This window comes from Mesorhizobium loti R88b (genome assembly GCF_013170845.1).
Taxonomy (GTDB): Bacteria; Pseudomonadota; Alphaproteobacteria; order Rhizobiales; family Rhizobiaceae; genus Mesorhizobium; species Mesorhizobium loti_B.
In genome coordinates this window covers 5,657,677-5,680,634 of record NZ_CP033367.1, presented here as the reverse complement: position 1 = coordinate 5,680,634, position 22,958 = coordinate 5,657,677, and the positions used below count along the sequence as shown (strand labels likewise).

Sequence of the window (22,958 nt, the reverse complement as noted above, 5' to 3'; positions counted from 1 at the left end):
ACCGGTCTCGCCGTCTCGACAAGCTGCCCTGCCGCAAATTATCTATAAAACATGGCAAAGGGCACGGACGACACCATCGCGGTGCGCATCAGCAAGGCGCTGGCGGATCGCATCATTTCGGGCGCGATCGAACCTGGGGCCCGGCTTCGGCAGGACCATATCGCCGAGGAATTCCACACCAGCCATGTTCCGGTGCGCGAGGCGTTCCGCCGCCTTGAGGCGCAAGGGCTGGCTGTCAGCGAGCCGCGCCGCGGCGTGCGTGTCGCGGCTTTTGATCTCGGCGAAGTCAAGGAAGTCGCCGAAATGCGGGCCGCACTCGAAGTGCTGGCGCTGCGTCATGCTGCGCCGCACCTGACTTCAGCCATTCTCCACCAGGCCGAAGAGGCGACAAAGGCCGGTGACAAATCCCGCGATGTCCGGTCGTGGGAAGAAGCCAATCGCGCCTTTCACCGCTTGATCCTGGCGCCATGCGCGATGCCGCGCCTGCTTGCCACCATCGATGACCTGCACGCCGCCAGCGCCCGCTTCCTGTTCGCGGCATGGCGCTCGGACTGGGAGACGCGCACGGACCAGGACCACCGCGCGATATTAGCGGCCTTGCGGCAGGGAAACACAGATTCGGCCGCTGTAACACTGGGGCAGCACGTCCAGTGGATTGGCCGCAAGCCGGTCAAGACGGCCTCCGGTACGACGCGCGAAGCCTTTGCCATCGTCGGCTAGGCAGTCCAGGAAAACCGTGAAACGGTTTTCCGTCCGGAAACTACGCAAAACAAAAAGCACTGAGCAGTCTTTGCACAGCGAGGCTTGCTATCTCCCGGGAAATGTGGATTCGATAATAGATCGAAAGCAGAAATTATCTATAATTTTAGATCGATCGAAGGATCCCCATGACAGACATAGCATTTACGTCCCGCAAGCCCTCCTTCAGCCCGCTCCGGCTCCAGGATCGTTCGCTCGCCTGGCAGGCCGGCGCCGTCGTGCTCGGCACGCTGTTCCTGGCGCTGGCGTCCTACATCGAAGTGCCGATGGTGCCGGTCCCTGTCACCATGCAGACCTTCGCCGTAACGCTCATCGGTGCGCTCTATGGCTGGCGACTTGGCGCGGTCACCATCGCTGCCTGGCTGGTCGAGGGCGCGGTCGGCTTTCCGGTTCTGTCTGGAGGAGCAGCGGGTGCATCCTATTTCGTCGGACCGACCGGTGGTTATCTCTTTTCTTTCCCGGTTGTCGGCGCGCAGGTCGGCTGGCTGGCCGAACGCGGCTGGAACGGCAACAGGGTGGTGCTTGCCTTCGTTGCCATGCTGCTCGGCAACCTTGCCTGCCTTGTTCTCGGCACGGCCTGGCTTGCGGTCATGATTGGAGCCGATCAGGCCATCACCTTCGGCTTCCTGCCGTTCATCGTCGGCGGCTTGCTCAAGTCGGCGCTCGGCGCCGCGACACTGATGGCGCTCCGCGGCGGCAAGGCGAAGTCGGCCAATCCGTGACGATCAGGCTGCGCGCCCATCACCTCCTTTGCCTGCTCACCTATGTGGGCAAGGGATACAGCCCCGCCTTCACCGCCAATTATGACGCGATCGCGGAGCGCATGAGCCGGGGCGAGGACATCCTCCTCGTTTCGGGCCCGGACGACATCTGCGCGTCGTTGCTCGATGAGCCGGAGCCGCATTGTCTGGGCGAGAGCGTCATCGAACGGGACCGGCTTGCTGCGCTCGATGTCGGGGATTTGCTGGCTCGATCAATCCAGGCCGGTATCCGCTTCGATCTCGATGCGGCAATCCTGGAGCGGATGCGACAGGCGTTTTCTGCTGGTAGCGTACGCAAGGCCTGCGACGGCTGCGAATGGAACGAGCTGTGCAGCACTATTGCGGCCGGCGGCTTTGCCGATACGAAGGTACAGCGATCCATCGTGCCGTGTTGACCTTGACGCCGGCTTTTCAGTGACCGAATGTCCCTTCCAGCCATGGTTTGTTAATCGGGTGACCCGATTGTGAATTTCAGGCGGATTGAAGCGCGACCCCAAAAAGGCCATGCTTTGCCCGGAAAGATCGAGTCTTACGTCGATCCCGCTGATGCGGAGATGGCGCCTGGCTGAAAGGGATACGATGCAGCAAGGACGTGCGCGCTGGCTGACGAGGCTGGCAATTGTGACAGGCATGGCGCTCTCGGCTTTGCCGGCCTATGCCAACCAATCCACCGAACCGGTCAAGATATCGTCGTTCTCGGGCGCCTATCTGGCCGCCCATATCGCCGAAGCCGACAACGACCTCGACAGCGCCATCGCCTACTACAAGCAGGCTTTGGCCTTTAATCCGAGCGACACCGGCCTGCAGCAGAGCCTGATGCTGTCGCTGATCGCCCAAGGCCGCTTTGACGAATCCCTGGTCTATGCCGACAAGCTCAAGGAAGTGCCCGACGTCGAGCGTTTCTCGCGCCTGGCGCTCGCGGTCGATTCCTTCCACAAGAAGGATTTCACCAAGGCGCAGTACTGGCTCAAGCTGTCGCTCGAATCAGACCTCGACCGGCTGATCTCCGGCGTCATGTCGGGCTGGGCGCAGCAAGGCGCGGGAGAGGCCACCGATGCGATGGCCTCCATCGACAAGTTGCAGGGACCGGACTGGTTCGGCCTGTTCAAGTCCTTCCACCGCGCGCTGATCGCCGATGCGTCGAACATGCCCGAGAAGGCCGAGGCGATCTACGCCGCTACGATGCAGGACACGACCGCCGGCGGCGCGGCGCCTGAAACCTGGATGCGCAACGCGCAGGCCTATGCCTCTTTCCTGGCCCGCAAGGGCGACAAGGCCAAGGCAATATCGGTGCTTGACCAGGCCGAGGCGTTTTCGCCGGGCAAGCTGGAAATCGTCGCCTTGCGCGACAGGATCGCCAAGGGCGACAAGATCGAGCCCTTCGTTTCCGGTCCGTCGGATGGTGCTTCCGAAATCCTGCTAGATCTCGCTACCGCGCTCAACCGTGGTGGCGGCGAGCCGTTCGTCCGCCTTTACCTGCAATACGCCCTGGCTTTGCGGCCTGACAGCGATGCGGCTCTCGTGCAGCTCGCTGCCGTTGCCGAACAGTTGAAGGACGGCGAGGGCGCTATCGCGCTCTACCGGCGTATTCCCGATTCTTCGCCGCTGAAGGAGCTTTCGGACCTGCAGCTCGGCCTCAACCTTGCCGATCTCGATCGCCATGACGAGGCGATCGCCCATCTCAAGGCCTTCGTCGACGCCCATCCCGACGACATGCGCGCCTATCTGGCGCTCGGCGGGGTCTATTCCTCGAAGGATGATTTCCGCTCGGCCGCCAACCTCTACGACAAGGCTGTCGAGGTGCTGAAGACGCCGACCGCCGCCAACTGGAACATCTTCTATCAGCGCGGCATCGCCTATGAACGCCTGAAGGAATGGCCGAAGGCCGAGCCGAATTTCCGCCGGGCACTGGAACTGCAGCCAGACCAGCCGCAGGTGTTGAACTATCTTGGCTATTCCTGGGTCGACATGAACACGAACCTCAAGGAAGGCCTGGCGATGATCCAGAAGGCCGTCGATCTCAGGCCGAGCGACGGTTACATCGTCGATTCCCTGGGCTGGGCCTATTTCCGCCTCGGCAGGTTCGATGACTCGGTGCGCGAGATGGAGCGCGCCGTCTCGCTGAAGCCGGAAGATCCGGTTCTCAACGACCATCTCGGCGACGCCTACTGGCGCGTCGGCCGCAAGCTGGAAGCCACCTTCCAGTGGAACCAGGCCCGCGACCTGAAGCCTGATCCCGATGTGCTGGCCACCTTGCAGCAGAAGCTGATGAAGGGCCTGCCGCCGATCGAGTCCAACACGGCGCAGGAAACCCCGAAGGTCAAGCCAGAGCCGGTGCCTGCCCCGAAGGGGTGAAATCAGGTTTTTGGAATGCGAACGGGGCTCTTTTCAGGGCCCCGTTTTCGTTTGGACAGGTGTCGATGCGCCGCTCGCTCAGAACAGTTTCCGGTAGACGACGAAGCCGGAGCGTTCGCCGATCTTGTCATAGAGCTTCATCGCGGTCTGGTTGGTCTCGTGCGTCAGCCAGTACACCCGGCCTGAGCCGGCGGCCTGGGCGCGGTCATAGACGCCTTCGATCAGCGCCCGGCCGATGCCTTTTCCACGCGAGGCTTCCGATGTGAAAAGGTCCTGCAGATAGCAGTTCGGTGCGATCGCCGTCGTGCTGCGGTGAAAGAGATAGTGCGCGAGGCCGAGAAGCTGTCCGTCGCTTTCGGCCACCAGCGCATGAACCGGCTCATAGGCATCGAAGAAGCGCGACCACGTCATCGCCGTGATCTCGCTTGCCAGCGCCGTCTCGCCCGAGCGGCCATAAAACGCGTTGTAGCCGTCCCACAGCGGCAGCCATCGGTCGAAATCCTGTCGTGTGACCGGGCGGACGATGACGGAGTTGGACATGGCTGGACCTGTTGTCGTTGCTGTGGGCTGCAGGGGACGAAGCAGACCGCAGCCTCCCGAGGCCGGCAATGGGCCAGTTCCCGGCAAAACCTTCAACGCTGCGCGGTACCCTCACGGCGTCCGCATCCGGCGCGGCTTGCTTGACGCTTCGCCGTCGTGTCTCTAGGACGTGCCGGCAAGCTAGCCTTTGCTGTCGAGGCCACCGTGACGATTGAACTGCCTGCCCATATGCATCCCAGCCGCTCGTTCCAGGGGCTGATCCTGACCTTGCACAATTACTGGGCGGCCTATGGTTGCGTCATCCTCCAGCCCTACGACATGGAGGTCGGCGCAGGTACGTTTCATCCGGCAACGACGCTGCGTGCGCTCGGGCCGCGTCGCTGGAACGCTGCCTATGTCCAGCCCTCGCGCCGTCCCAAGGACGGCCGCTATGGCGAAAACCCAAACAGGCTGCAGCATTATTACCAGTATCAGGTGATCCTGAAGCCGAACCCGCCGAACCTGCAGGAACTCTATCTCGGTTCGCTCCAGGCGATCGGTGTCGATCCGTTGCTGCACGACATCCGCTTTGTCGAAGATGACTGGGAAAGCCCGACGCTGGGCGCCTGGGGGCTTGGCTGGGAATGCTGGTGCGACGGCATGGAAGTCTCGCAGTTCACCTATTTCCAGCAGGTCTGCGGCATCGAATGCGCGCCGGTGGCAGGCGAACTGACCTATGGGCTGGAGCGGCTGGCCATGTATGTGCAAGGCGTCGACAACATCTACGACCTCAACTTCAACGGCCGTGAAGGTGCCGAAAAGGTCACCTATGGCGACGTTTTTCTGCAGGCCGAGCAGGAATATTCGCGCCACAATTTCGAATACGCCAACACGGCGATGCTGCTCAGGCATTTCGAGGACGCCGAGGCCGAATGCAAGGCGCTGCTCGATGCCGGCGCGCCGGCATCGAACGACAATCTGCCGATGCACAAGATGGTCTTCCCGGCCTACGACCAGTGCATCAAGGCCAGCCATGTCTTCAACCTGCTCGACGCGCGCGGCGTGATCTCGGTCACCGAGCGGCAAAGCTACATCCTGAGGGTGCGCAATCTGGCGAAAGCCTGCGGCGAGGCGTTTTTGAAGACGCAGGCTGGCGGACTGGCGGCCTGAGTTTCAGGCAGACCTCATCGTCTCGAGAGAAGCGTTGATCGGCGAGAGGATCTGGCCGCTCTGCCCGGCCATTGTCCGCAGTGCCTGCCGCACACCCGGCATCGAGAAGGCGCCGTGGACCTGCGCGGTAAAGCAGGCGCTGAGTGCGAGGATCTGCAGAAGTCTGGATGCCGTTTTCATGGTCGTTGAGCCAAGTGTTCCCTGCCTGAGCGTGGGTCGCTTCAGCGCTGCGTTCGGTTCATGGAAATCTTTGATCCAAGGACGAGCGGGATCGCCTCGTCCCGACAGGGCGGCCAAGATTTCTGGAAAGGGTGACAGCGGGCAGCCGAGTTGCTATGCCCTCTTTACCTCCCCCTGGATGGGGGAGGTCGCCGCGAAGCGGCGGGGGGGGGGGCTGGCGCGACTTTCCATGCCGAAACTCGATCGGTTCAAGCTGCGGTCCGCGCAACGGCTTCGTGCGGCAATGACCGACGAGGAACGCGTCTTGTGGCGGCATTTGTGGCGCATTCCAGTCGAAGGCACTCATTTCCGCAGACAAGCGTCAGTCGGTATCTACTTCCCTGATTTCATCTCACACCGGCTGAAACTGATTATCGAGGTGGACGGCGCCCATCACAGCTTCGATGACCAGCAACGACATGACGAGCGTCGGACAAAATGGTTCGAGAGCCAGGGTTATCGCGTCATCCGCTTCTGGAACCATGAAATCAAAAACGAACTGGATTCCGTGCTCGATACGATTTATGCGGCGGTGGAAGAACGAAAATCTCACCTTGGCCCGCGAGACGCCGAAGGCGCTTGAGACCGAGACGCCGCCACCCCACCCCGGCGCTGACGCGCCGACCCTCCCCATCAAGGGGAGGGTGAGGAGCTAACCATGCCTGACCTGCTTCTAGAACTTCGCTCCGAGGAAATTCCCGCCCGCATGCAGCGCAAGGCGGCGGGTGATCTGAGGAAGATGCTGACCGACGGTCTGGTCGAAGCCGGTCTGACCTATGAGGCGGCGCGCGAGTACTGGACGCCGCGGCGTCTCACGCTCGACATCAGAGGCCTCACCGCACGCTCGAAGGATATCCGAGAAGAGATCAAGGGGCCGTCGACGACGGCGCCCGAACAGGCTGTTCAGGGTTTTCTGCGCAAGGCCGGCCTGTCTTCGATCGCTGAGGCGCATGTCCATTCCGACCCGAAGAAGGGCAACTTCTATGTCGCTCACATTTCGAAGCCGGGCAGGGCGGCCGAGGAGATCATCGCAGAACTGGTGCCTGATATCATCCGCAACTTCCCCTGGCCGAAGTCGATGCGCTGGGGGCCTGCCTCGGCCAAGCCGGGTTCGCTGCGCTGGGTGAGGCCGCTGCAATCGATCCTGTGCACCTTCGGCCCGGAGACCGAAGAGCCGGTGGTGGTCGATTTCGAGATCGACGGCATCCGCTCCGGCAACATCACCTACGGCCACCGTTTCATGGCGCCTGGCGAAATCACCGTGCGTCGCTTCGACGATTATGTGAGCAAACTGGATGCGGCGAAGGTCGTGCTCGACGCCGACCGGCGTAAGGAGATTATCCTTGCCGATGCCCGCAACCTCGCCTTCGCCAACGGGCTGGACCTGGTCGAGGACGAAGGCTTGCTGGAGGAGGTGTCTGGGCTGGTCGAATGGCCTGTCGTGCTGATGGGTGAGTTCGAACAGGCATTCCTCGCCATTCCGGCCGAAGTGATCCGTCTGACCATCCGCGCGAACCAGAAGTGCTTTGTCACGCGCCCGCAGGGCGAAGGTGATGCACTCTCCAACCGCTTCATCCTCACCGCCAACATCGAGGCCACGGATGGCGGCAAGGAGATCGCCCACGGCAACGGCAAGGTGGTGCGCGCCCGTCTCTCTGACGCGCTGTATTTTTGGACCACCGACCAGGGCGATCTGCCTGACCTCGGCCAGCTCGAGGCGTCGGCGGAAAAGTTCGGGCTCGACCTCAAGAAGCCGCTCGACCAGCGCATGGCCCGCCTCGACCATCTCGGCGTCACCTTCCACGCCAAGCTCGGCACGCAGGGCGAGCGGGTGGAGCGGATCGCCCGGCTTGCCGAGGAACTGGCATCGATCGTCGGCGCCGATCCCGCGCTGGCGCGCCGCGCCGCGGTTCTTGCTAAGGCCGATCTCACCACTGAAGTTGTCGGTGAGTTCCCCGAATTGCAGGGCGCCATGGGCCGCAAGTATGCGCTGCTGCAGGGCGAGCATCCGTCCGTCGCCGCTGCCATCGAGGAACACTACAAGCCGCAAGGCCCGTCCGATTATGTGCCGAGCGATTTGGTATCAGTCACTGTCGCGCTTGCCGACAAGCTCGATATGCTGGTCGGCTTCTGGGCGATCGATGAAAAGCCGACAGGGTCGAAGGACCCGTATGCGTTGCGTCGCGCGGCGCTGGGCGTGGTGAGAACTGTCCTCGAAAACAAGATAAAGCTCTCCTTCAGCACTGCCATCGCTGCGGCCGTCGCGGCAGCACTTTTCGCCTATGATCGTTTGGGCGAAGGAGCCGAGAGCCGTGGCGTTGTGGCAATGCTGGACGCCCGAATTCAAGAATACCGAGGCGAGAGTCGTCTTTTGCCGGAAGCTGGTCTTGTAGCCGAGTTGATCAAGGGCGGTCTTCAGAGAGCGATATCCGAAACCTTTGGTGCACCTGACTTGGAACGAGAGTTCTTCGATGGGCAGCGTATAATGGAGCTACAGGCCTCTTTGGCGCCGTTCACCGCCGATCTCCTCGCCTTCTTCCACGACCGCCTCAAAGTCTATCTCCGTGACCAGGGCGCGCGCCACGATCTCATCGATGCCGTCATCACGCCGCAGTCCGATGACCTCCTGCAGATCGTCCGCCGCGTCGAGGCACTCGGCTCCTTCCTCGACACGGAGGACGGCAAGAATCTGCTCGCCGGCACCAAGCGTGCGGCCAACATCCTAGCTGCCGAGGAGAAGAAGAAAACGGCGGTCGCCAAAACCGTTGAGCCGGCGCTGCTTCGCGAGGTTAGCGAGAAGTCGCTGTTTGCGGCGGTGAATCAGGCTGAGAAGCAAGCCGGCGAAGCGATTCAGAACGAAGACTTTTCCGGCGCCCTGCTGGCGCTTAGCGCGTTGCGCGAACCCGTTGATTCATTCTTCGAGCATGTTCTCGTGAATGATGAGGACTTGTCCGTACGTGCCAACCGTCTGGCGCTGCTGGCGCGCATCCGTGCGGCCACCGGTCAGGTCGCGGATTTCGCGAAAATCGCCGGCTGAGAACCCAAGAAAAATATCTTCGAGCCGGCCGTTCGAGCCGGCTTACAGTCATATGACGATGATCTCTCCGTGGCAAAAGGGACATGTTCCCCAACCCAACGGAGGCTTCCATGAATTCCGATCACGAAATCGAAGTGACTGAAGAAACCTCGGGCCAGCCCGAGGCGCTTGAAACCGCTTCCGAAACCGATCACGACGCCGCTGCCGCGGTCGAAGCCGCCGATCACTCTGACGATGAGGACGGCGACGAAGAAGAAGGCGACGACGAAGACGGCGAAGAGTCTGACGAAGATGACGCCGACCATGCCGTGAAGGCCGAAGGCGACGAGGGCGAAGAAGAAGCCGAAGACGACGAGTCCGAAGAAGACGACGACAAGTAAGAAGCGGCCTGAGATTTTCGATCCGGTTCTGTCGAGAAAAAGGGCGGCGCATCAGCGCCGCCTTTTTGTTGGTCTTCCCAAACGTTGACTTGTCAGTCTTCCAGGATGCTGACGCGCACGCTGTTCTCGTAGACGTCGACCTGGATCAGCGGTTCGCCATTGACGATGGCACGCTTGGTCGAGGCACTCATCGCACCCGGACGCCCCAGCATGCGCTGCAGATCGGCGCGCTGGTCGTTGCTCTCAAACCACTCATCGCCCTGGTCGTCTCTGTCGCGACGATGGAATTTGTGCCAGTTGGCGCGGTCTTGCCGCACAATCTGCGCGGCGCTGTCCAGCGCGTAACCGTCGCTCGCCTGATGATCGCGCTCGGACATACGCGCGACGTAGGACCCCAGCATGTCATCGGCTTGCGCTGCACTGGCGCCCAGCAGCGACACCAGCAGAAGCCCGGCCACGGTAACGGTCTTGGATATTCTCATGATCAACCCCCTTTGAACGACGAATCTCATCTGCCAGAGCCGCTCCTTTGCTTGAATCGCTTGACCAAATTCAGGCGGCGGCTTCGAGCGACCAGGATATTTCAGCACGACCTCGCGCGGCAATGGTGCACAGGGCGCCGTCAGGCTGTCAACGATCTGGCTACTTGACCTTGCCGACCCCGGAGGCAGGGAGCGGCGCTGCTGCCGGTGCGGTGGGCTTCTTCTGCGCGTTCGGTGCCGGAGCGGCCGAGGCGCTTGCCTTGGCGGGCGTAGGAGCGGGGGTGGTGGCTGCTGCCGGCGCCTTGCGTTGCGCCGGTGTCGAGAAGGCGCCGCCGACGACGCCGCCACGAATGATCATCAGCTCCTGCGAGAAACCGTGCTGCGCTTCGGGCGCGTTCGGGATTGATGCCACCTTCTCATAGGTGACGTCGGGCTCGCCGAGCGCAACGACGGACACCACATCGCTCGCTTTGGCGGGGTCCGCGGCCTTCAGGGCAAGAACGGAGGGCGTCGAGGTCGGCGCGCCAGGAAACACTAACGACGAGGCCCGAGCTCCGCCGCTCAACGCCACCAGGGTGATCCCCAGCAAAATACGCACAGACACCATGACCACTCCCCTTTACCCAACCCCATGGTATCGGACCGGAATTGATGCCGGCTTTCGCTGAAACATAGCATTTTAGGGGATTGATAAATCGGCAAGACCCTCTGTTGCCGACAGCCGGCTTGCCCAACAGCCGCTATCGTATTACGCAGCCGGCATCTGCGAGGTGACGAGAGTGGCTGAGATACTTGCCGTCGGCGAGGCGATGGAGCGGGCGCTGGCTCTGCTCCGGGGCGGCGATGTTGTCGCCATCCCGACGGAGACCGTCTACGGGCTTGCCGGCGACGCCACCAACGGCATCGGCGTGGCGGGCATCTTCGAGGCCAAGGGGCGGCCGCGCTTCAATCCGCTGATCGCCCATGTCGCCGACATGGCGATGGCCGAGCGCATCGCCGCATTCGACCCACTGTCGAGGAAACTGGCACAGGCGTTCTGGCCAGGCCCGCTGACGCTGGTGCTGCCGCAACGGCCCGGCAACGGCATTCATCCGCTGGTCACGGCCGGGCTTGATACGATTGCCTTGCGCATGCCGAGGGGCTTTGGCGGCGACCTCATCGCGAAACTCGGCCGGCCATTGGCGGCACCCAGCGCCAATTCATCCGGCAGGATCAGCGCGACCACGGCGCAAGCGGTGGCGGACGATCTTGGCGCGCGTATCAAGCTGGTCGTCGATGGCGGCGCCACGCCGGTCGGGGTGGAATCGACCATCGTCAAGGCCGAAGGGGAGCGGTTGCGACTGCTGCGGCCGGGCGGTGTTGCCGCCGAAGAGATCGAAGCGGTCATCGGCGTAAAACTGTTGCGCGGCCATACAGCCGGTATCGAGGCGCCGGGCATGCTTGCCTCGCACTATGCACCGGGGGCCGCCGTTCGGCTCAATGCTGGCGCGGTCGGCAAAGACGAAGCACTGCTTGCCTTCGGTGACCAACGGGCCGAAGGCTGGCGCCATGCCGCCGCCTTCCTCAACCTGTCCTTGTCTGGTGATCTGCGCGAAGCGGCGAGCAATCTTTTCGCCTATATGCAGGAGCTCGATCGCAGCGGCGCGCGCACCATCGCGGTCGAGACGATTCCCTTTGACGGGCTTGGTGAAGCCATCAACGACCGGCTCTCGCGTGCCGCCGCCCCTCGTGACAACACACGGCCCACACAATAGTTTTCCCCCATGACCGAAATTTCAGCGAAACTCGACCACGCTCTCATCGCCCGCTTCGCGGCGATCGTCGGTGACAAATACGCGCTGCGCGACGAGCAGGACATCGCGCCCTACCTCATCGAGCGACGTGGGCTCTGGCACGGCGCGACGTCGCTGGTGCTGCGGCCGGGCAGTGTCGACGAGGTCAGCCGGATCATGCGGCTGGCGACCGAGACGGGAACGCCGATCGTGCCGCAAAGCGGCAACACCGGGCTTGTCGGTGCCCAGGTGCCTGACCGATCCGGCCGCGAGATCATCCTGTCGCTGTCGCGGCTGAACCGCATCCGCGAGATCGATGTCCTGTCGAACACGGTGACGGCTGAAGCCGGCGTCATCCTGCAGACGCTGCAGGAGGCAGCTGACGCCGCCGACCGGCTGTTTCCGCTGTCGCTCGCCGCACAAGGCTCCTGCCAGATCGGCGGCAACCTCTCCTCCAATGCCGGCGGCACCGGCGTGTTGGCCTATGGCAATGCGCGCGAACTCTGCCTCGGCGTCGAAGTGGTGCTGCCGACAGGCGAGATCTTTGACGATCTGCGCAAGCTGAAGAAGGACAACACCGGCTACGATCTGAAAAACCTGTTCGTCGGCGCCGAAGGCACGCTCGGCATCATCACCGCCGCCGTGCTCAAACTGTTCCCGAAGCCGAAGGGGCGCGAGGTCGCGTTTGTCGGCCTGTCGTCGCCGGAGGCTGCCCTTTCCCTGTTCTCGCTGGCCATGGATCGTGCCGGAGCTGCGCTCACCGCTTTCGAACTGATCGGCAAGCGTCCCTACGATTTCACGCTTGCGCATGCCCAGGGCGTAACGCGGCCGCTGCTGGAGGATTGGCCCTGGTATGTGCTGATGCAGATTTCATCGGGACGTTCGCCGGAAGATTCGCGGGCGCTGATCGAGGATGTGCTCTCGGCGGGCCTTGAACAGGAATTCGTCGGCGATGCCGTCATCGCAGCGAGCATCGGGCAAGGCGATGCCTTCTGGAATTTCCGCGAGCTGCTGCCTGAAGCGCAGAAACCTGAAGGCGCCTCGATCAAGCACGACATCTCGGTGCCGATCGCATCGATACCACGCTTCATCGAAGAGGCCGCCGGCGCGGTGGCGTCGGTGAGTGCCGGTGCCCGCGTGGTCTGCTTCGGCCATATGGGTGACGGCAACCTCCACTATAACATCTCACGGCCCGTCGATGGTGACGACGAAGCGTTTCTCGCCCTCTACCATCCCATGAACAAGGCGGTGCACGACGTGGTGCGCAGCCTGCACGGTTCGATTTCGGCAGAGCATGGTATCGGCCAGTTGAAGCGCGACGAATTGATCGCCACCGCGCCGCCGATGGCCATCGATCTGATGCGAAGGGTGAAGGCTGCCTTCGACCCCGCCGGCATCATGAATCCCGGTAAGGTTATCTGATCCTTTCAACATCTTGTGGTTGGTGGCATTCCGATAACCATCCCTGAGATCAGCAAAATTTAACCGACTTTCTTAAGCGCGGCGGTAAGGAGCCGGCGCTACTGTCTCCTCACAAGCGAGGCTGGAAAAACCGGCCCGGAGAGAACCGGACACCGGCTCTCAGGAGACAGACAGGAAGGCACTCTATGAACACCGGACTGAAGCCAGTCTGGGCGGGACGCAACATGCGCCTCGACCCATTCCGCCTGCCGCAAGTGGTGAGCTACGCCACGCGCGACGACTATGGCGACGTGACCTTCACCATCGACCAGCGTGGCGCTGTCATCCGCCGACTGCTCGAGATGAGCGGCGTGCCGGCGATCATCGCTCTGCCCGCCAATGCGTTCCGCGGCGTTGCCGCCCGCGCCATGGAGGATCCGGAGGGCAACGTCACCGTCACCCTGGAACTCCTGCACAACGATCCGATGTTGTCGGTGCCGCTGCTGGTGGCCGACGACCTCGAGGATGTCGCGGCCGACTGGCGCGCCTGGGCTGATGCCTACCGCCTGCCGATGCTGCTGATCGAATCGGACGGCGTCGCCCGCACGCTTGAGGAATCACTTGGCGCCGCCATCAAGACGCTGCCGCCGCAGGATCGCCGCAAGGGCCGCGTTTCAACCACGCGCCGCCCGCGCTTCCTCGCCCGTCGCAGGGCCGGCAACCTTGGTCTCAGGCTGGTCATCGACGGCCAGGAGATCATTTCTAGGGATTGAGAAGCGGTCCGCGATAGCGGGCGAAAAGCCAAATGCTTGGCTTTTCGAGCTTCGAAAGCCCTGAGCCTGCGAAGGGCCCAGGGCATGGAAAAAGGGCCGCTACACCAGTGGCTTCAGCGCCACCCAGACAGCGCCGCCGATCAGGCCAAGGAAGATCAGCCAGCCGACCTGGTTGTTCGATCGGAACAGCCGCAGGCACTGGTCCGGATCGTTGATATCCAGAACCGTGATCTGCCGTGCCATGTGGGCGCCGGCAGCGATCAATCCAGCGAGCGCCACCACTGGTGCCTGCGCCGACGCGAAGGCGATGGCGAAGCAGATCAGCGTGCCGCCATAGAGTCCTGCCAGCCACGCCTTGGTGTTGTCGCCGAACAGCCGCGCCGTCGAGCGCACGCCGACAATGGCGTCGTCTTCCTTGTCCTGATGCGCATAGATCGTGTCGTAGCCGATCACCCACAGGATCGAGCCGATATAGAGCATGATGGCGGGGCCATCGAGATCGCCGAACTCGACCGCCCAGCCCATCAGCGCGCCCCAGGAAAAGGCAAGGCCGAGAAACAATTGCGGCCAGTTGGTTATCCGCTTCATGAATGGATAGACGGCGACGATCACCAGCGAACAGATGCCGAGCAGAATGGCGAAGCTGTTGAACTGTATGAGCACGGCAAGGCCGATCAGGGCCTGCAGGACAAGGAACAGCCAGGCCCGCCGGCGCGTGGTTTGGCCTGACGGCAGTGGGCGCGAGCGGGTGCGTTCGACCTGGTTGTCGATGCCCTCGTCGACGATGTCATTATAGGTGCAGCCGGCACCGCGCATGGCGATGGCGCCGACCAGGAACAGCATGAGATACCATGGCGCCGGCAGCAGCGAGAGCAGTGGGTCGCCAGGGCGCGGATAGGCGCTCGCGGCGAGCGCGGCCGACCACCAGCATGGCCACAACAGCAATTGCCAGCCGATCGGCCTGTCCCATCGCGCAAGCTGCGCATAGGGCCAAACCCAGTGCGGCAGCACGCGGTAGACCCAATGGCCATTCGGCGCATCAGCAACACGGCCTTGGGCGGTTTTCGACTGGATGGGTTCCATGCCCATGGAGTGGCAGCAGCGATGGAAACCGTCAAGCGGCAAGCGGCTGAGGGACGACCGCCACTTCGTCAGGAGGTGAAGATTTCGCGCTTGGAAAACCAGTCTTTCGCCGTCTCGACAAATGCGAGTGCCGCGTTCGACACGCGCTGATGCGTGTCATAGGTGAGGATGATCCGCTGCATCGGCAATGGATCCGACAGCGGCTTGCAGATCAGGGGCAGGCCGTCATAGCTGCGGTCGCCGTGCGGCCGGGTGTAGCTGATCGCGACGCCAAAACCATTCGCCACCATGCTGCGCTGGAGTTCGAACGAGCTTGTCGCCCTGTCGGCCACGGGCGAGAGGCCGCGGCTGCGGAACAGGTCGAGCATATGCTGCCAGCTCTGCGGCTGATCCGTGGTAATCAGAGGGTAGGCGGCCAGATCCGCGAGGCTCACCTCGGGGCGGTCCGCCAGTGCGTGGCCTGCCGGCAACAGCGCATGCGGCCGCAGCTCGTGCAGCAGGATGCGGGCGAAATGCGTGGGCAGGCCGAGATCGTAGCTGAGGCCGAGATCGATGGCTGCGTCCACCAGGCGTCGTCCGAGCGTCTCGAATGTCTCGTCACGAACGATGACATCGACGCTTGGATGGCGCTCGGAGAAAGCGCGGATGAGACCCGGCGCGAAGTAGGGCGCCAGATCCTCGAAACATCCAAGCACCAGCTCGCCGCCGATAGCCGAATTGCCCGAGCCGAGACTCATCAGCTCATCGGTCTCGGCAAGAACCTGTTTTGCCTTCGCCACGACGACACGGCCGAAGGAGGTCAGCGAAACACCGCTTCCGCGCTGGCGCACGAAGAGTTTTTGGCCGAAATCCTTTTCGATCGCGTCGATCGCCACCGAGATCGACGGCTGCGAGATATTTAAAGCTCTGGCGGCACCGGTGACGCTGCCGTGGCGGGCCACTGCGACCAGATAACGTAATTGGGTGAGAGTGAGACTCATAGTTTAAGCCTATGTGTCAGATGAGAAGTTATTATTTTACTGAATGAATTGATGTTGCGATAGTCGGTTCATTCCAAGAGGAGAACGCCATGGCTTCCCAAACCGCTACCCGTGCAATCAGAACCGACATCATCGACGCTGATACGATCGCCGACTACCAGCGTGATGGCGCGGTCTGCATCCGTGGCGCCTTCAAGGGCTGGGTCGATACGATTGCCGCCGGCATCGAGCGTAACATGCAGGACCGCAGCGCCACGGCATCGGACATCGCCAATGGCAAGGGCAGTTTCTTCGACGATTACTGCAACTGGGAGCGCATCCCCGAATTCGTCGAGGTGGTGCGCGAATCGCCGGCCGCGCAAATTGCGGCGGCGGTGATGCAGTCACGCACCGCGCAGTTCTTCCATGATCACGTGCTGGTCAAGGAACCCGGCACGCAGAAGCCGACGCCCTGGCATCAGGACATCCCCTATTATTTCGTCGATGGCCAGCAGACGGTGAGCTTCTGGATCCCCATCGACCCGGTGAAGGAGGCGACGCTGCGGCTCATTGCCGGCTCGCACAAATGGGACAAGATGATCCTGCCGGTGCGCTGGCTCGACGACAGCAATTTCTACGCCGGCGAGGGCGATTATCTGCCGGTGCCGGACCCCGACAAGGATCCGTCGATGAAGGTGCTTGAATGGGAGATGGAGCCGGGCGACGCCATCCTGTTCGACTTCCGCACCGCGCATGGCGCGCGCGGCAACCCAACCGCGGCCCGGCGCCGGGCGCTGTCGCTGCGCTGGGTCGGCGACGATGCCCATTATGTCGAGCGGCCCGGCCGCACCTCGCCGCCCTATCATGGCCATGGCATGCAGCCGGGCCAGAGACTGCGCGAGGACTGGTTCCCGGTCGTTTTCCCTGCCTGAATGCGAGCCAGAATATGAGCGCCGGTATTCGGCGCCCATATTCGGCTGGGATAACGTTCCCGTGCGCAATTCCTATCAAAACACCTTGATGCCTTGACCCACCGTCCAGAGAGAGCAATAGCGGGTTCTCTGCAAGGGACAGCATCAAGAGGTGGCCATGAACGTTCTTCTTCTCGGCTCCGGCGGCCGCGAACATGCGCTGGCTTGGAAGATTGCCGCCTCACCGCTGCTGACCAAGCTCTACGCGGCTCCCGGCAATCCTGGCATCGGCAGCGAGGCCGAGCTGGCGAAGCTTGATATCACCGATCACGCCGTCGTCGCCTCCTTCTGCCGCGAGAAGAAAATCGACCTTGTCGTGGTCGGCCCGGAAGGGCCGCTGGTTGCCGGCATCGCGGATGATTTGCGTGCCGAGAACATCCGAGTCTTCGGACCCTCCAAGGCTGCAGCGCGGCTGGAAGGGTCGAAGGGGTTCACCAAGGACCTTTGCGCCCGATACAACATTCCGACCGCCGCCTATGGCCGTTTCGGCGACCTGGCCTCCGCCAAGGCCTATGTCGAAAAGACCGGCGCGCCGATCGTCATCAAGGCCGATGGGCTCGCCGCCGGCAAGGGCGTCACCGTCGCCATGACGCTGGACGAGGCGCGGGCGGCACTCGATGCCTGTTTCGAGGGTTCCTTTGGCGCTGCCGGCGCGGAAGTGGTGATCGAGGAATTCATGACCGGCGAGGAGGCAAGCTTCTTCTGCCTCTGCGATGGCACCACAGCGCTTCCCTTCGGCACGGCACAGGATCACAAGCGCGTCGGTGATGGCGATGTCGGCCCCAACACCGGCGGCATGGGTGCCTATTCGCCCGCGCCGGTGATGACGCCTGACATCATCGAGCGCACCATGCGCGAGATCATCGAGCCGACCATGCGCGGCATGGCCGAGCTTGGCGCGCCCTTCGCCGGCATTCTCTTCGCCGGGCTGATGATCACGGACAAGGGGCCGAGGCTGATCGAATACAACACCCGTTTTGGCGATCCGGAATGCCAGGTGCTGATGATGCGGCTCAAGGATGATCTGCTGGTGCTGCTCAACGCCGCCGTGGACGGTCAGCTGGCGCACACGTCCATACGGTGGCGCGACGAGGCGGCGCTGACCGTGGTGATGGCGGCGAGGGGCTATCCCGGCACGCCGGAAAAGGGATCGGTCATCCGCGGCGTCGAAGGCGCGGTGGGCGACGGCGTCCAGATTTTCCATGCCGGCACCGCCATCAATGGCGGCGCGCTGGTCGCCAATGGCGGCCGCGTCCTCAATGTCACCGCGACCGGCGCCACGGTCGGCGAGGCGCAAAGCCGCGCCTATGCAGCGGTCGACCGCATCGACTGGCCTGACGGATTCTGCCGCCGCGACATCGGTTGGCAGGCCGTGGCGCGCGAGCAGGCGAGCTGAAATTCCGGAGCGGCAACCTACTGCTGGCCGTGATCGCTTTCGGTCGAAGCGGTGCTGACCGGGTCGGCAGCCGCAAAGGCGGCGTCGAGTTGCTCGGGGGAACGCTGTTCGGTCCGCTTCCAGGCGACATATTGGACAATGCCGAAGCTTGGTCGCTGCGGTACCGTCTTTACGACCGGCATGCGGAAGCCGCCGCTGAATTTTGACCAGCGCGAACCGAGCACCGCGACCATTTCCTCGACGGTCGGCGGCGTTGCCACATCGGCATAGATGATGGTGGCCCTGCCGGCCAAGGCTGCTTCCCGCGAGATCGGCACCGGCACGCTGGCGAGATAGTCTGACGGCACGTCGATCAGCCCGCCAAAGGGCCATTGCTGGCGTAGTGTGGCGGCATCGCTCGGCGCGACATTGACGTCGATATCATCGGGCGTGCCAGCCACCCTGTAGGGGCAGCGGAAGCGACCACAATTGGCCTGCGCCGAAAACTGCCAGAGCGCGTAGCCCTGCCAGTTGCCCATTGGAAAATGCACGTCGATGTCGGACTTGTAGCGCGCGTACCAAAGTGGCAGCCGCGACAGGAGCCGGTATTTGTATCGGTTGTCGGCGATGTATTGGGCGGTCTTGCCGTTGGTGTAGAGCACCGGGAAGCGGCCGATGCGCCGATGCACCTGGCGCACGAACTCCTCGGCATCGTCGAGCGACATCCATTGCGAGGGATCATTGCCCTCGATGTCGAGCGCCATGAGATCGTCCGGCGCGGGATCGGCGAAATCGAGGAAATTATTGGCTTGCTCGACCGGATTGCCGGGCCGGGCGAGATGATAGGCGCCCCATTTCATGCCGAGCGCCTTTGCGACGACCCGGCGCGTCTGAAACAGCTCGCGCGTCACCGCATGGCGCTTCCACAACGCCTTGCAGAGCTTAACCTCGGTGTCGCTGCCGAAACAGAAGTAGGGCGGCGGCATGCCGTCGGACGCCTTGTTGATGAAGGCGACGACGCGCTTGTCAGTGGCGATTTGAGCCCAGTCGATGGAATTGTATTCGTAGGCGTCGACGACCAGCGCGCGGTCGGCATTCTTCCACGGTTCGGAGAAATCCGAGGCCTGTGCGGCCGGTGTCAGCGCCACCATCGCCGCGAGAGCGAGCGCTGAGCGGCCAAGAAAATGTGCCGGCGTTTTCAAACAGGGGATCCCCGTTGATCAAACACCGATGGTGAGCCGGTATGGTTAAGAAATATTTCCTGATGCTGAGGCCGTGGGGAAGTTAGCGCCGGCTGAACGGCTGGAATTCGAACGGGTCGGACGCAGGCTCTGCTGCAGCGTGCCCTCGGCGGCGCGCTTGCGGTGGTGGGCGAGAGAACATTGCGGCGAGCACAATATGCCGCGATCCGACCAGTAGGCCGCACCGTGTTCCAGCTGGCCGCCATGATGCCAGAACCCCGTTGCCCGGTAGGGCAAGCCGCATTCGATGCAGCGATAGGCGTCAGGTCTGGCGAGCATGGGTTGGTTCCGGTCAGCTTCTTCTGGTCTGTCGCCGGTCGGCTGATGCGGCGTCGAGCGAATTTAATACAGGCCGGCGCGATTGCAAAATCCGCGTGACAAAATTTGACGTTTACGTAAAAAGAAGATGGGAGATCGCCGAAAGGCGGATGGTTTTGTGGCTCCGCCAGCCATAGGGTCGGCAGGCGGAAGCTGAGGAGGAACGCGGCATGTATCGGGCACCGGTCGAGGATATTGCATTCACGCTCAAGCACGTGGCCGGCATGAAATCCGCCCTCGATGCCGGCACGTTTGGCGATCTCGGCGAGGATCTGGTCGACGCCGTCCTTGGCGAGGCCGGCCGTTTCGCCACCGAGGAGGTGGCGCCACTCTACAAGATCGGCGACGAACACGGTGCCGTGCTAAAGGGCGCTGCCGTCACCACGCCGCCCGGCTGGAAGGAACTCTATCGCCGCTGGATCGATGGCGGCTGGAACGCGCTCTCCGGGCCTGAGGAGTATGGCGGCCAGGCGCTGCCGACGATGCTGGGCGTCGCCGCCCTCGAAATGTGGAATTCAGCGGCCATGGCCTTCGGTATCGGCCCGACGCTGACCATGGGCGCGGTCGAAGCGCTCGACAAGCACGCCTCCGAAGCGCTCAAGACGAAATATCTCGAAAAGCTCGTCTCCGGCGAATGGATGGGCACGATGAACCTGACCGAGCCACAAGCTGGCTCGGACCTCGCTGCCTTGCGCGCCCGCGCCGAGCCGGCCGGCGACGGCACCTACCGCATCTTCGGCCAGAAGATCTTCATCACCTATGGCGAGCACGATTTCACCGACAACATCATCCATCTGGTGCTGGCACGGCTTCCCGATGCACCGGCCGGCACGCGCGGCATCTCGCTGTTCCTGGTGCCGAAATTCCTGGTTGGTGACGACGGCTCCATCGGCGTCCGCAACGACGTCTTCTGTTCCGGGCTGGAGCACAAGCTCGGCATCCATGCCTCGCCGACCTGCACCATGATCTATGGCGACGGTTTTCAGGGCGCCAGGCCCGGCGCCATCGGCTGGCTGATCGGCGAGGAGAACAAGGGCCTCGCCTGCATGTTCACGATGATGAACAATGCGCGGCTTTGCGTCGGCATGCAGGGTGTCGCGGTCGCTGAGGCCGCGACGCAGAAGGCTATCGCCTATGCCAATGACCGCCGCCAAGGCAAGGCGGCGGACTACGTTGGCGCCGGCATGGCGCCGATCGTCCATCACCCTGATGTGCAGCGCAATCTCCTGACCATGAAGGCGTTGACGCAGACCGCGCGGGCGATCAGCTATTCCTGCGCCCACGCCATCGACATGGGGCGCGTCTCGGACGGTGACGAGGCTGCGCATTGGCGCGACCGTGCCAATCTGTTGACGCCGCTGGCCAAGGCGTTTTCGACCGATGTCGGCGTCGAAGTGGCTTCGCTTGGCGTCCAGGTGCATGGCGGCATGGGCTTTATCGAGGAGACGGGCGCGGCAGCCTTCTATCGCGATGCCCGCATCGCGCCGATCTATGAGGGCACCAACGGCATCCAGGCGATCGATCTGGTGACCCGCAAGCTGCCGCTCGGCGGCGGCGAGCATGTGCATCGCTTCATCGACGAATTGGCTGCCGTCGCCAACGCCGTGCGCACCTCCAACCTTCAAGGTTTCGGCCGTACCGCCGATGTTCTCGATGCCGCACTTGACGATCTGACACAGGCGACACGCTTCCTGCAGAAACTGTCGGTTGACGGCCGAACGGAGGAGGCGCTGGCGGGTGCGACGCCTTATCTCAGGCTGATCTCGCTTGCCGCCGGTGGCGCCTATCTGGCGCGCGGCGCTCTTGCCGACCAGGGCCGCATCGCTCTTTGCCGCTTCTTCGCCGAAAACCTGCTCGGCGAGGCGAGTGCCTTGAAGGGGCGCATTGTCGACGGTGCCGAAAGCCTCGCTGCCGCCGGCAAGACGCTGATATCAGCCTGATTTCTACAGCGCTCACCAGGGAAAAAAGACCGTGACAGACCATATCCTCGTCGAGCGCCTGGGCGCCATCCAGATCATCCGCCTGAACCGTCCGGACAAGAAGAACGCCTTGACCCGCGCCATGTATGCCAAGATGTCGACTTCTCTTGCCGAAGGCGACGCCGATCCGGCGATCCGCGTCCATGTAGTCCTGGGCGTCCCCGGCGCCTTCTCCTCCGGCAACGACCTTGCCGACTTCATGGTTGTCGCCACGGGCGGCGATGGCGGCACGGAAGTTTGGGATTTTCTGATGGCGCTGGCCCGGGTCGAAAAGCCCATCGTCTCCGGCGTCGACGGCATCGCTGTCGGCATCGGCACCACGATCAACCTGCATTGCGACCTGACCTTCGCCACGCCGCGCACCGTGTTCAGGACGCCTTTCGTCGATCTCGGCCTTGTGCCCGAAGCGGGATCCAGCCTTCTGGCGCCGCGCATCTTGGGGCAGCAAGGTGCTTTCGCCCTGCTCGGCCTTGGCGAAGGCTTCTCCGCCGAGCGCGCGAAGGCCGCTGGCCTGATCTATGAGGTGGTCGAGGAGGGCGCTCTGGAGGCTTCGGTGCTGGCGGCCGCTGGCCAGATCGCGGCCAAGCCGCCGCAAGCGCTGAAGATCGCGCGTGACCTGATGCGTGGCTCGCGCGACGATCTCGTCGCTCGCATTGGCGAGGAAAGCGAGCATTTTCGTGAACGGCTGAAGTCGGATGAGGCTCGTGCGGCGCTCACCGCGTTCATGACCCGGAAGAAAAGTTAGACCTGGCGCTCAGGGATAAAGCCGCGTCTTGTCCCAACCGCCTTTCGCATCACGGGAAAAGACCACCCGATCATGCAGCCGGAACGGACGATCGTGCCAGAACTCGATCGTCTGCGGCACGATGCGGAAGCCCGACCAGTGCTTCGGTCGCGGAATCTCGCCGATCGCATGGCGTGCCGTGTATTCGGCCACCGCCTTCTCCAGCGCGAAGCGGCTTTCCAGCGGCCGCGACTGTTTCGAGGCCCAGGCGCCGATGCGGCTGCCGCGCGGGCGCGTCGCATAATAGGCATCCGCTTCCGCGTCGCTTACAATCTCCACCGGACCGCGAATGCGCACTTGCCGGCGCAGTGATTTCCAGTGGAAACACATCGCCGCCTTCATGCTGCCCAGAATTTCCCGACCCTTGGCGCTCTCGAAATTCGTGTAGAACACAAAGCCGCCTTCATCGAACCCCTTGAGCAGCACCATCCGCACATCCGGCATGCCTTCGGCATCGACGGTTGCCAACGCCACGCCGTTGGGATCGTTCGTTTCGCTCTTCGTGGCGTCCTCCAGCCATGCGGCAAAGAGACGAAACGGCTCGGCCGCTTCGGTAAAGTCACTGGTTGTTAACTCGGTGTCACTCATAGTTTTTCTCAAATTGTCACGAAATCAGGGAG

22 protein-coding genes and 1 pseudogene are annotated in these 22,958 nt (G+C 62.9%); 15 read left to right on the top strand and 8 right to left on the bottom strand.

Going from position 1 to position 22,958, the window contains the following annotated elements; translation table 11 throughout:
• Positions 1–51: 51 nt before the first annotated feature.
• The 4 genes from EB235_RS27875 (at position 52) to EB235_RS27860 (ending at position 3,875) form a co-directional block, all read left to right on the top strand.
• Positions 52–720, top strand: a complete 669-nt coding sequence (locus EB235_RS27875) for a GntR family transcriptional regulator (RefSeq protein WP_027034181.1) — start codon at positions 52–54, stop codon at positions 718–720.
• Positions 721–887: 167 nt separating this feature from the next.
• Complete coding sequence (locus EB235_RS27870; protein WP_027034182.1) at positions 888–1,481, top strand: biotin transporter BioY; 594 nt, start codon at positions 888–890, stop codon at positions 1,479–1,481.
• Entirely contained in the window at positions 1,478–1,915 is a 438-nt protein-coding gene (locus EB235_RS27865; RefSeq protein WP_027034183.1) for a DUF1284 domain-containing protein, read from the top strand. Before EB235_RS27870 ends, EB235_RS27865 begins: the two co-directional genes overlap by 4 nt.
• Positions 1,916–2,099: 184 nt before the next feature.
• Positions 2,100–3,875 (top strand): tetratricopeptide repeat protein, encoded by a 1,776-nt coding sequence (locus tag EB235_RS27860; RefSeq protein WP_027034184.1) that lies wholly within the window; start codon positions 2,100–2,102, stop codon positions 3,873–3,875.
• 78 nt (positions 3,876–3,953) lie between these two features.
• Here EB235_RS27860 and EB235_RS27855 read toward each other — a convergent pair whose 3' ends face one another.
• Positions 3,954–4,415: a GNAT family N-acetyltransferase gene (locus EB235_RS27855; protein WP_027034185.1), complete on the bottom strand. Its 462-nt coding sequence runs from the start codon at positions 4,413–4,415 to the stop codon at positions 3,954–3,956.
• A 228-nt stretch (positions 4,416–4,643) separates the two neighbouring features.
• Here EB235_RS27855 and EB235_RS27850 point away from each other — a divergent pair, with 228 nt between their 5' ends.
• The 4 genes from EB235_RS27850 (at position 4,644) to EB235_RS27835 (ending at position 9,200) form a co-directional block, all read left to right on the top strand.
• Positions 4,644–5,564: a glycine--tRNA ligase subunit alpha gene (locus tag EB235_RS27850; RefSeq protein ID WP_171878178.1), complete on the top strand. Its 921-nt coding sequence runs from the start codon at positions 4,644–4,646 to the stop codon at positions 5,562–5,564.
• A 34-nt stretch (positions 5,565–5,598) separates the two neighbouring features.
• Complete coding sequence (locus EB235_RS34885) at positions 5,599–6,366, top strand: endonuclease domain-containing protein (protein ID WP_246741402.1); 768 nt, start codon at positions 5,599–5,601, stop codon at positions 6,364–6,366.
• A gap of 75 nt (positions 6,367–6,441) precedes the next feature.
• Positions 6,442–8,820 (top strand): glycine--tRNA ligase subunit beta, encoded by a 2,379-nt coding sequence (gene glyS, locus EB235_RS27840; protein ID WP_027034187.1) that lies wholly within the window; start codon positions 6,442–6,444, stop codon positions 8,818–8,820.
• Between the two features lie 110 nt (positions 8,821–8,930).
• The gene (locus EB235_RS27835) at positions 8,931–9,200 is read left to right on the top strand and encodes a hypothetical protein (protein ID WP_027034188.1); all 270 of its coding nucleotides are present in this window, start codon (positions 8,931–8,933) and stop codon (positions 9,198–9,200) included.
• Between the two features lie 92 nt (positions 9,201–9,292).
• Here the strand turns inward: EB235_RS27835 and EB235_RS27830 are convergent, their stop codons facing one another.
• Positions 9,293–9,682 (bottom strand): hypothetical protein, encoded by a 390-nt coding sequence (locus tag EB235_RS27830; protein ID WP_027034189.1) that lies wholly within the window; start codon positions 9,680–9,682, stop codon positions 9,293–9,295.
• Positions 9,683–9,842: 160 nt separating this feature from the next.
• Positions 9,843–10,289, bottom strand: coding sequence for a hypothetical protein (locus tag EB235_RS27825; protein WP_246741401.1), 447 nt, complete (start codon positions 10,287–10,289; stop codon positions 9,843–9,845).
• 172 nt (positions 10,290–10,461) lie between these two features.
• On the opposite strand from EB235_RS27825, the gene EB235_RS27820 reads away from it, so the two are divergent.
• From EB235_RS27820 to EB235_RS27810, 3 genes are all read left to right on the top strand, one after another.
• A complete protein-coding gene (locus EB235_RS27820; protein WP_027034191.1) occupies positions 10,462–11,436 on the top strand; it encodes an L-threonylcarbamoyladenylate synthase in 975 nt (324 codons plus the stop codon).
• Between the two features lie 9 nt (positions 11,437–11,445).
• Complete coding sequence (locus EB235_RS27815) at positions 11,446–12,876, top strand: FAD-binding oxidoreductase (RefSeq protein ID WP_027034192.1); 1,431 nt, start codon at positions 11,446–11,448, stop codon at positions 12,874–12,876.
• 185 nt (positions 12,877–13,061) lie between these two features.
• Positions 13,062–13,628 (top strand): DUF6101 family protein, encoded by a 567-nt coding sequence (locus EB235_RS27810; protein ID WP_027034193.1) that lies wholly within the window; start codon positions 13,062–13,064, stop codon positions 13,626–13,628.
• A 99-nt stretch (positions 13,629–13,727) separates the two neighbouring features.
• Here the strand turns inward: EB235_RS27810 and ubiA are convergent, their stop codons facing one another.
• Together ubiA and EB235_RS27800 are read right to left on the bottom strand one after the other, a co-directional pair.
• Positions 13,728–14,711, bottom strand: a complete 984-nt coding sequence (gene ubiA, locus EB235_RS27805; RefSeq protein ID WP_027034194.1) for a 4-hydroxybenzoate octaprenyltransferase — start codon at positions 14,709–14,711, stop codon at positions 13,728–13,730.
• A gap of 68 nt (positions 14,712–14,779) precedes the next feature.
• A complete protein-coding gene (locus tag EB235_RS27800) occupies positions 14,780–15,691 on the bottom strand; it encodes a LysR family transcriptional regulator (RefSeq protein ID WP_027034195.1) in 912 nt (303 codons plus the stop codon).
• Between the two features lie 89 nt (positions 15,692–15,780).
• On the opposite strand from EB235_RS27800, the gene EB235_RS27795 reads away from it, so the two are divergent.
• Both EB235_RS27795 and purD read left to right on the top strand, forming a co-directional pair.
• Positions 15,781–16,602: a phytanoyl-CoA dioxygenase family protein gene (locus EB235_RS27795; RefSeq protein ID WP_027034196.1), complete on the top strand. Its 822-nt coding sequence runs from the start codon at positions 15,781–15,783 to the stop codon at positions 16,600–16,602.
• Between the two features lie 157 nt (positions 16,603–16,759).
• On the top strand, positions 16,760–18,037 hold the full coding sequence (gene purD, locus EB235_RS27790) for a phosphoribosylamine--glycine ligase (protein WP_027034197.1): 1,278 nt from the start codon (positions 16,760–16,762) through the stop codon (positions 18,035–18,037).
• 17 nt (positions 18,038–18,054) lie between these two features.
• On the opposite strand, the gene EB235_RS27785 is transcribed toward purD, so the two are convergent.
• Positions 18,055–19,167 (bottom strand): glycoside hydrolase family 25 protein, encoded by a 1,113-nt coding sequence (locus EB235_RS27785; RefSeq protein WP_032926946.1) that lies wholly within the window; start codon positions 19,165–19,167, stop codon positions 18,055–18,057.
• A gap of 133 nt (positions 19,168–19,300) precedes the next feature.
• Positions 19,301–19,536: pseudogene (locus EB235_RS27780) on the bottom strand (hypothetical protein).
• Positions 19,537–19,745: 209 nt separating this feature from the next.
• On the opposite strand from EB235_RS27780, the gene EB235_RS27775 reads away from it, so the two are divergent.
• Both EB235_RS27775 and EB235_RS27770 read left to right on the top strand, forming a co-directional pair.
• On the top strand, positions 19,746–21,515 hold the full coding sequence (locus EB235_RS27775; RefSeq protein ID WP_027034199.1) for an acyl-CoA dehydrogenase: 1,770 nt from the start codon (positions 19,746–19,748) through the stop codon (positions 21,513–21,515).
• Between the two features lie 31 nt (positions 21,516–21,546).
• On the top strand, positions 21,547–22,299 hold the full coding sequence (locus EB235_RS27770) for a crotonase/enoyl-CoA hydratase family protein (RefSeq protein WP_027034200.1): 753 nt from the start codon (positions 21,547–21,549) through the stop codon (positions 22,297–22,299).
• 9 nt (positions 22,300–22,308) lie between these two features.
• On the opposite strand, the gene pdxH is transcribed toward EB235_RS27770, so the two are convergent.
• Positions 22,309–22,926 (bottom strand): pyridoxamine 5'-phosphate oxidase, encoded by a 618-nt coding sequence (pdxH, locus tag EB235_RS27765; protein ID WP_027034201.1) that lies wholly within the window; start codon positions 22,924–22,926, stop codon positions 22,309–22,311.
• Positions 22,927–22,958: the final 32 nt, after the last annotated feature.

Bases quoted from the DNA above. Each gene is read 5' to 3' on its own strand.
- EB235_RS27775 (WP_027034199.1), top strand. From the start codon at position 19,746: ATGTATCGGGCACCGGTCGAGGATATTGCATTCACGCTCAAGCACGTG.
- EB235_RS27870 (WP_027034182.1), top strand. From the start codon at position 888: ATGACAGACATAGCATTTACGTCCCGCAAGCCCTCCTTCAGCCCGCTC.
- EB235_RS27810 (WP_027034193.1), top strand. From the start codon at position 13,062: ATGAACACCGGACTGAAGCCAGTCTGGGCGGGACGCAACATGCGCCTC.
- EB235_RS27795 (WP_027034196.1), top strand. From the start codon at position 15,781: ATGGCTTCCCAAACCGCTACCCGTGCAATCAGAACCGACATCATCGAC.
- ubiA (WP_027034194.1), bottom strand. From the start codon at position 14,711: ATGGAACCCATCCAGTCGAAAACCGCCCAAGGCCGTGTTGCTGATGCG.
- EB235_RS27800 (WP_027034195.1), bottom strand. From the start codon at position 15,691: ATGAGTCTCACTCTCACCCAATTACGTTATCTGGTCGCAGTGGCCCGC.
- pdxH (WP_027034201.1), bottom strand. From the start codon at position 22,926: ATGAGTGACACCGAGTTAACAACCAGTGACTTTACCGAAGCGGCCGAG.
- EB235_RS27830 (WP_027034189.1), bottom strand. From the start codon at position 9,682: ATGAGAATATCCAAGACCGTTACCGTGGCCGGGCTTCTGCTGGTGTCG.
- glyS (WP_027034187.1), top strand. From the start codon at position 6,442: ATGCCTGACCTGCTTCTAGAACTTCGCTCCGAGGAAATTCCCGCCCGC.
- EB235_RS27785 (WP_032926946.1), bottom strand. From the start codon at position 19,167: ATGGTGGCGCTGACACCGGCCGCACAGGCCTCGGATTTCTCCGAACCG.
- EB235_RS27825 (WP_246741401.1), bottom strand. From the start codon at position 10,289: ATGGTGTCTGTGCGTATTTTGCTGGGGATCACCCTGGTGGCGTTGAGC.
- purD (WP_027034197.1), top strand. From the start codon at position 16,760: ATGAACGTTCTTCTTCTCGGCTCCGGCGGCCGCGAACATGCGCTGGCT.
- EB235_RS27860 (WP_027034184.1), top strand. From the start codon at position 2,100: ATGCAGCAAGGACGTGCGCGCTGGCTGACGAGGCTGGCAATTGTGACA.
- EB235_RS27875 (WP_027034181.1), top strand. From the start codon at position 52: ATGGCAAAGGGCACGGACGACACCATCGCGGTGCGCATCAGCAAGGCG.
- EB235_RS27855 (WP_027034185.1), bottom strand. From the start codon at position 4,415: ATGTCCAACTCCGTCATCGTCCGCCCGGTCACACGACAGGATTTCGAC.
- EB235_RS27850 (WP_171878178.1), top strand. From the start codon at position 4,644: ATGCATCCCAGCCGCTCGTTCCAGGGGCTGATCCTGACCTTGCACAAT.
- EB235_RS27835 (WP_027034188.1), top strand. From the start codon at position 8,931: ATGAATTCCGATCACGAAATCGAAGTGACTGAAGAAACCTCGGGCCAG.
- EB235_RS27815 (WP_027034192.1), top strand. From the start codon at position 11,446: ATGACCGAAATTTCAGCGAAACTCGACCACGCTCTCATCGCCCGCTTC.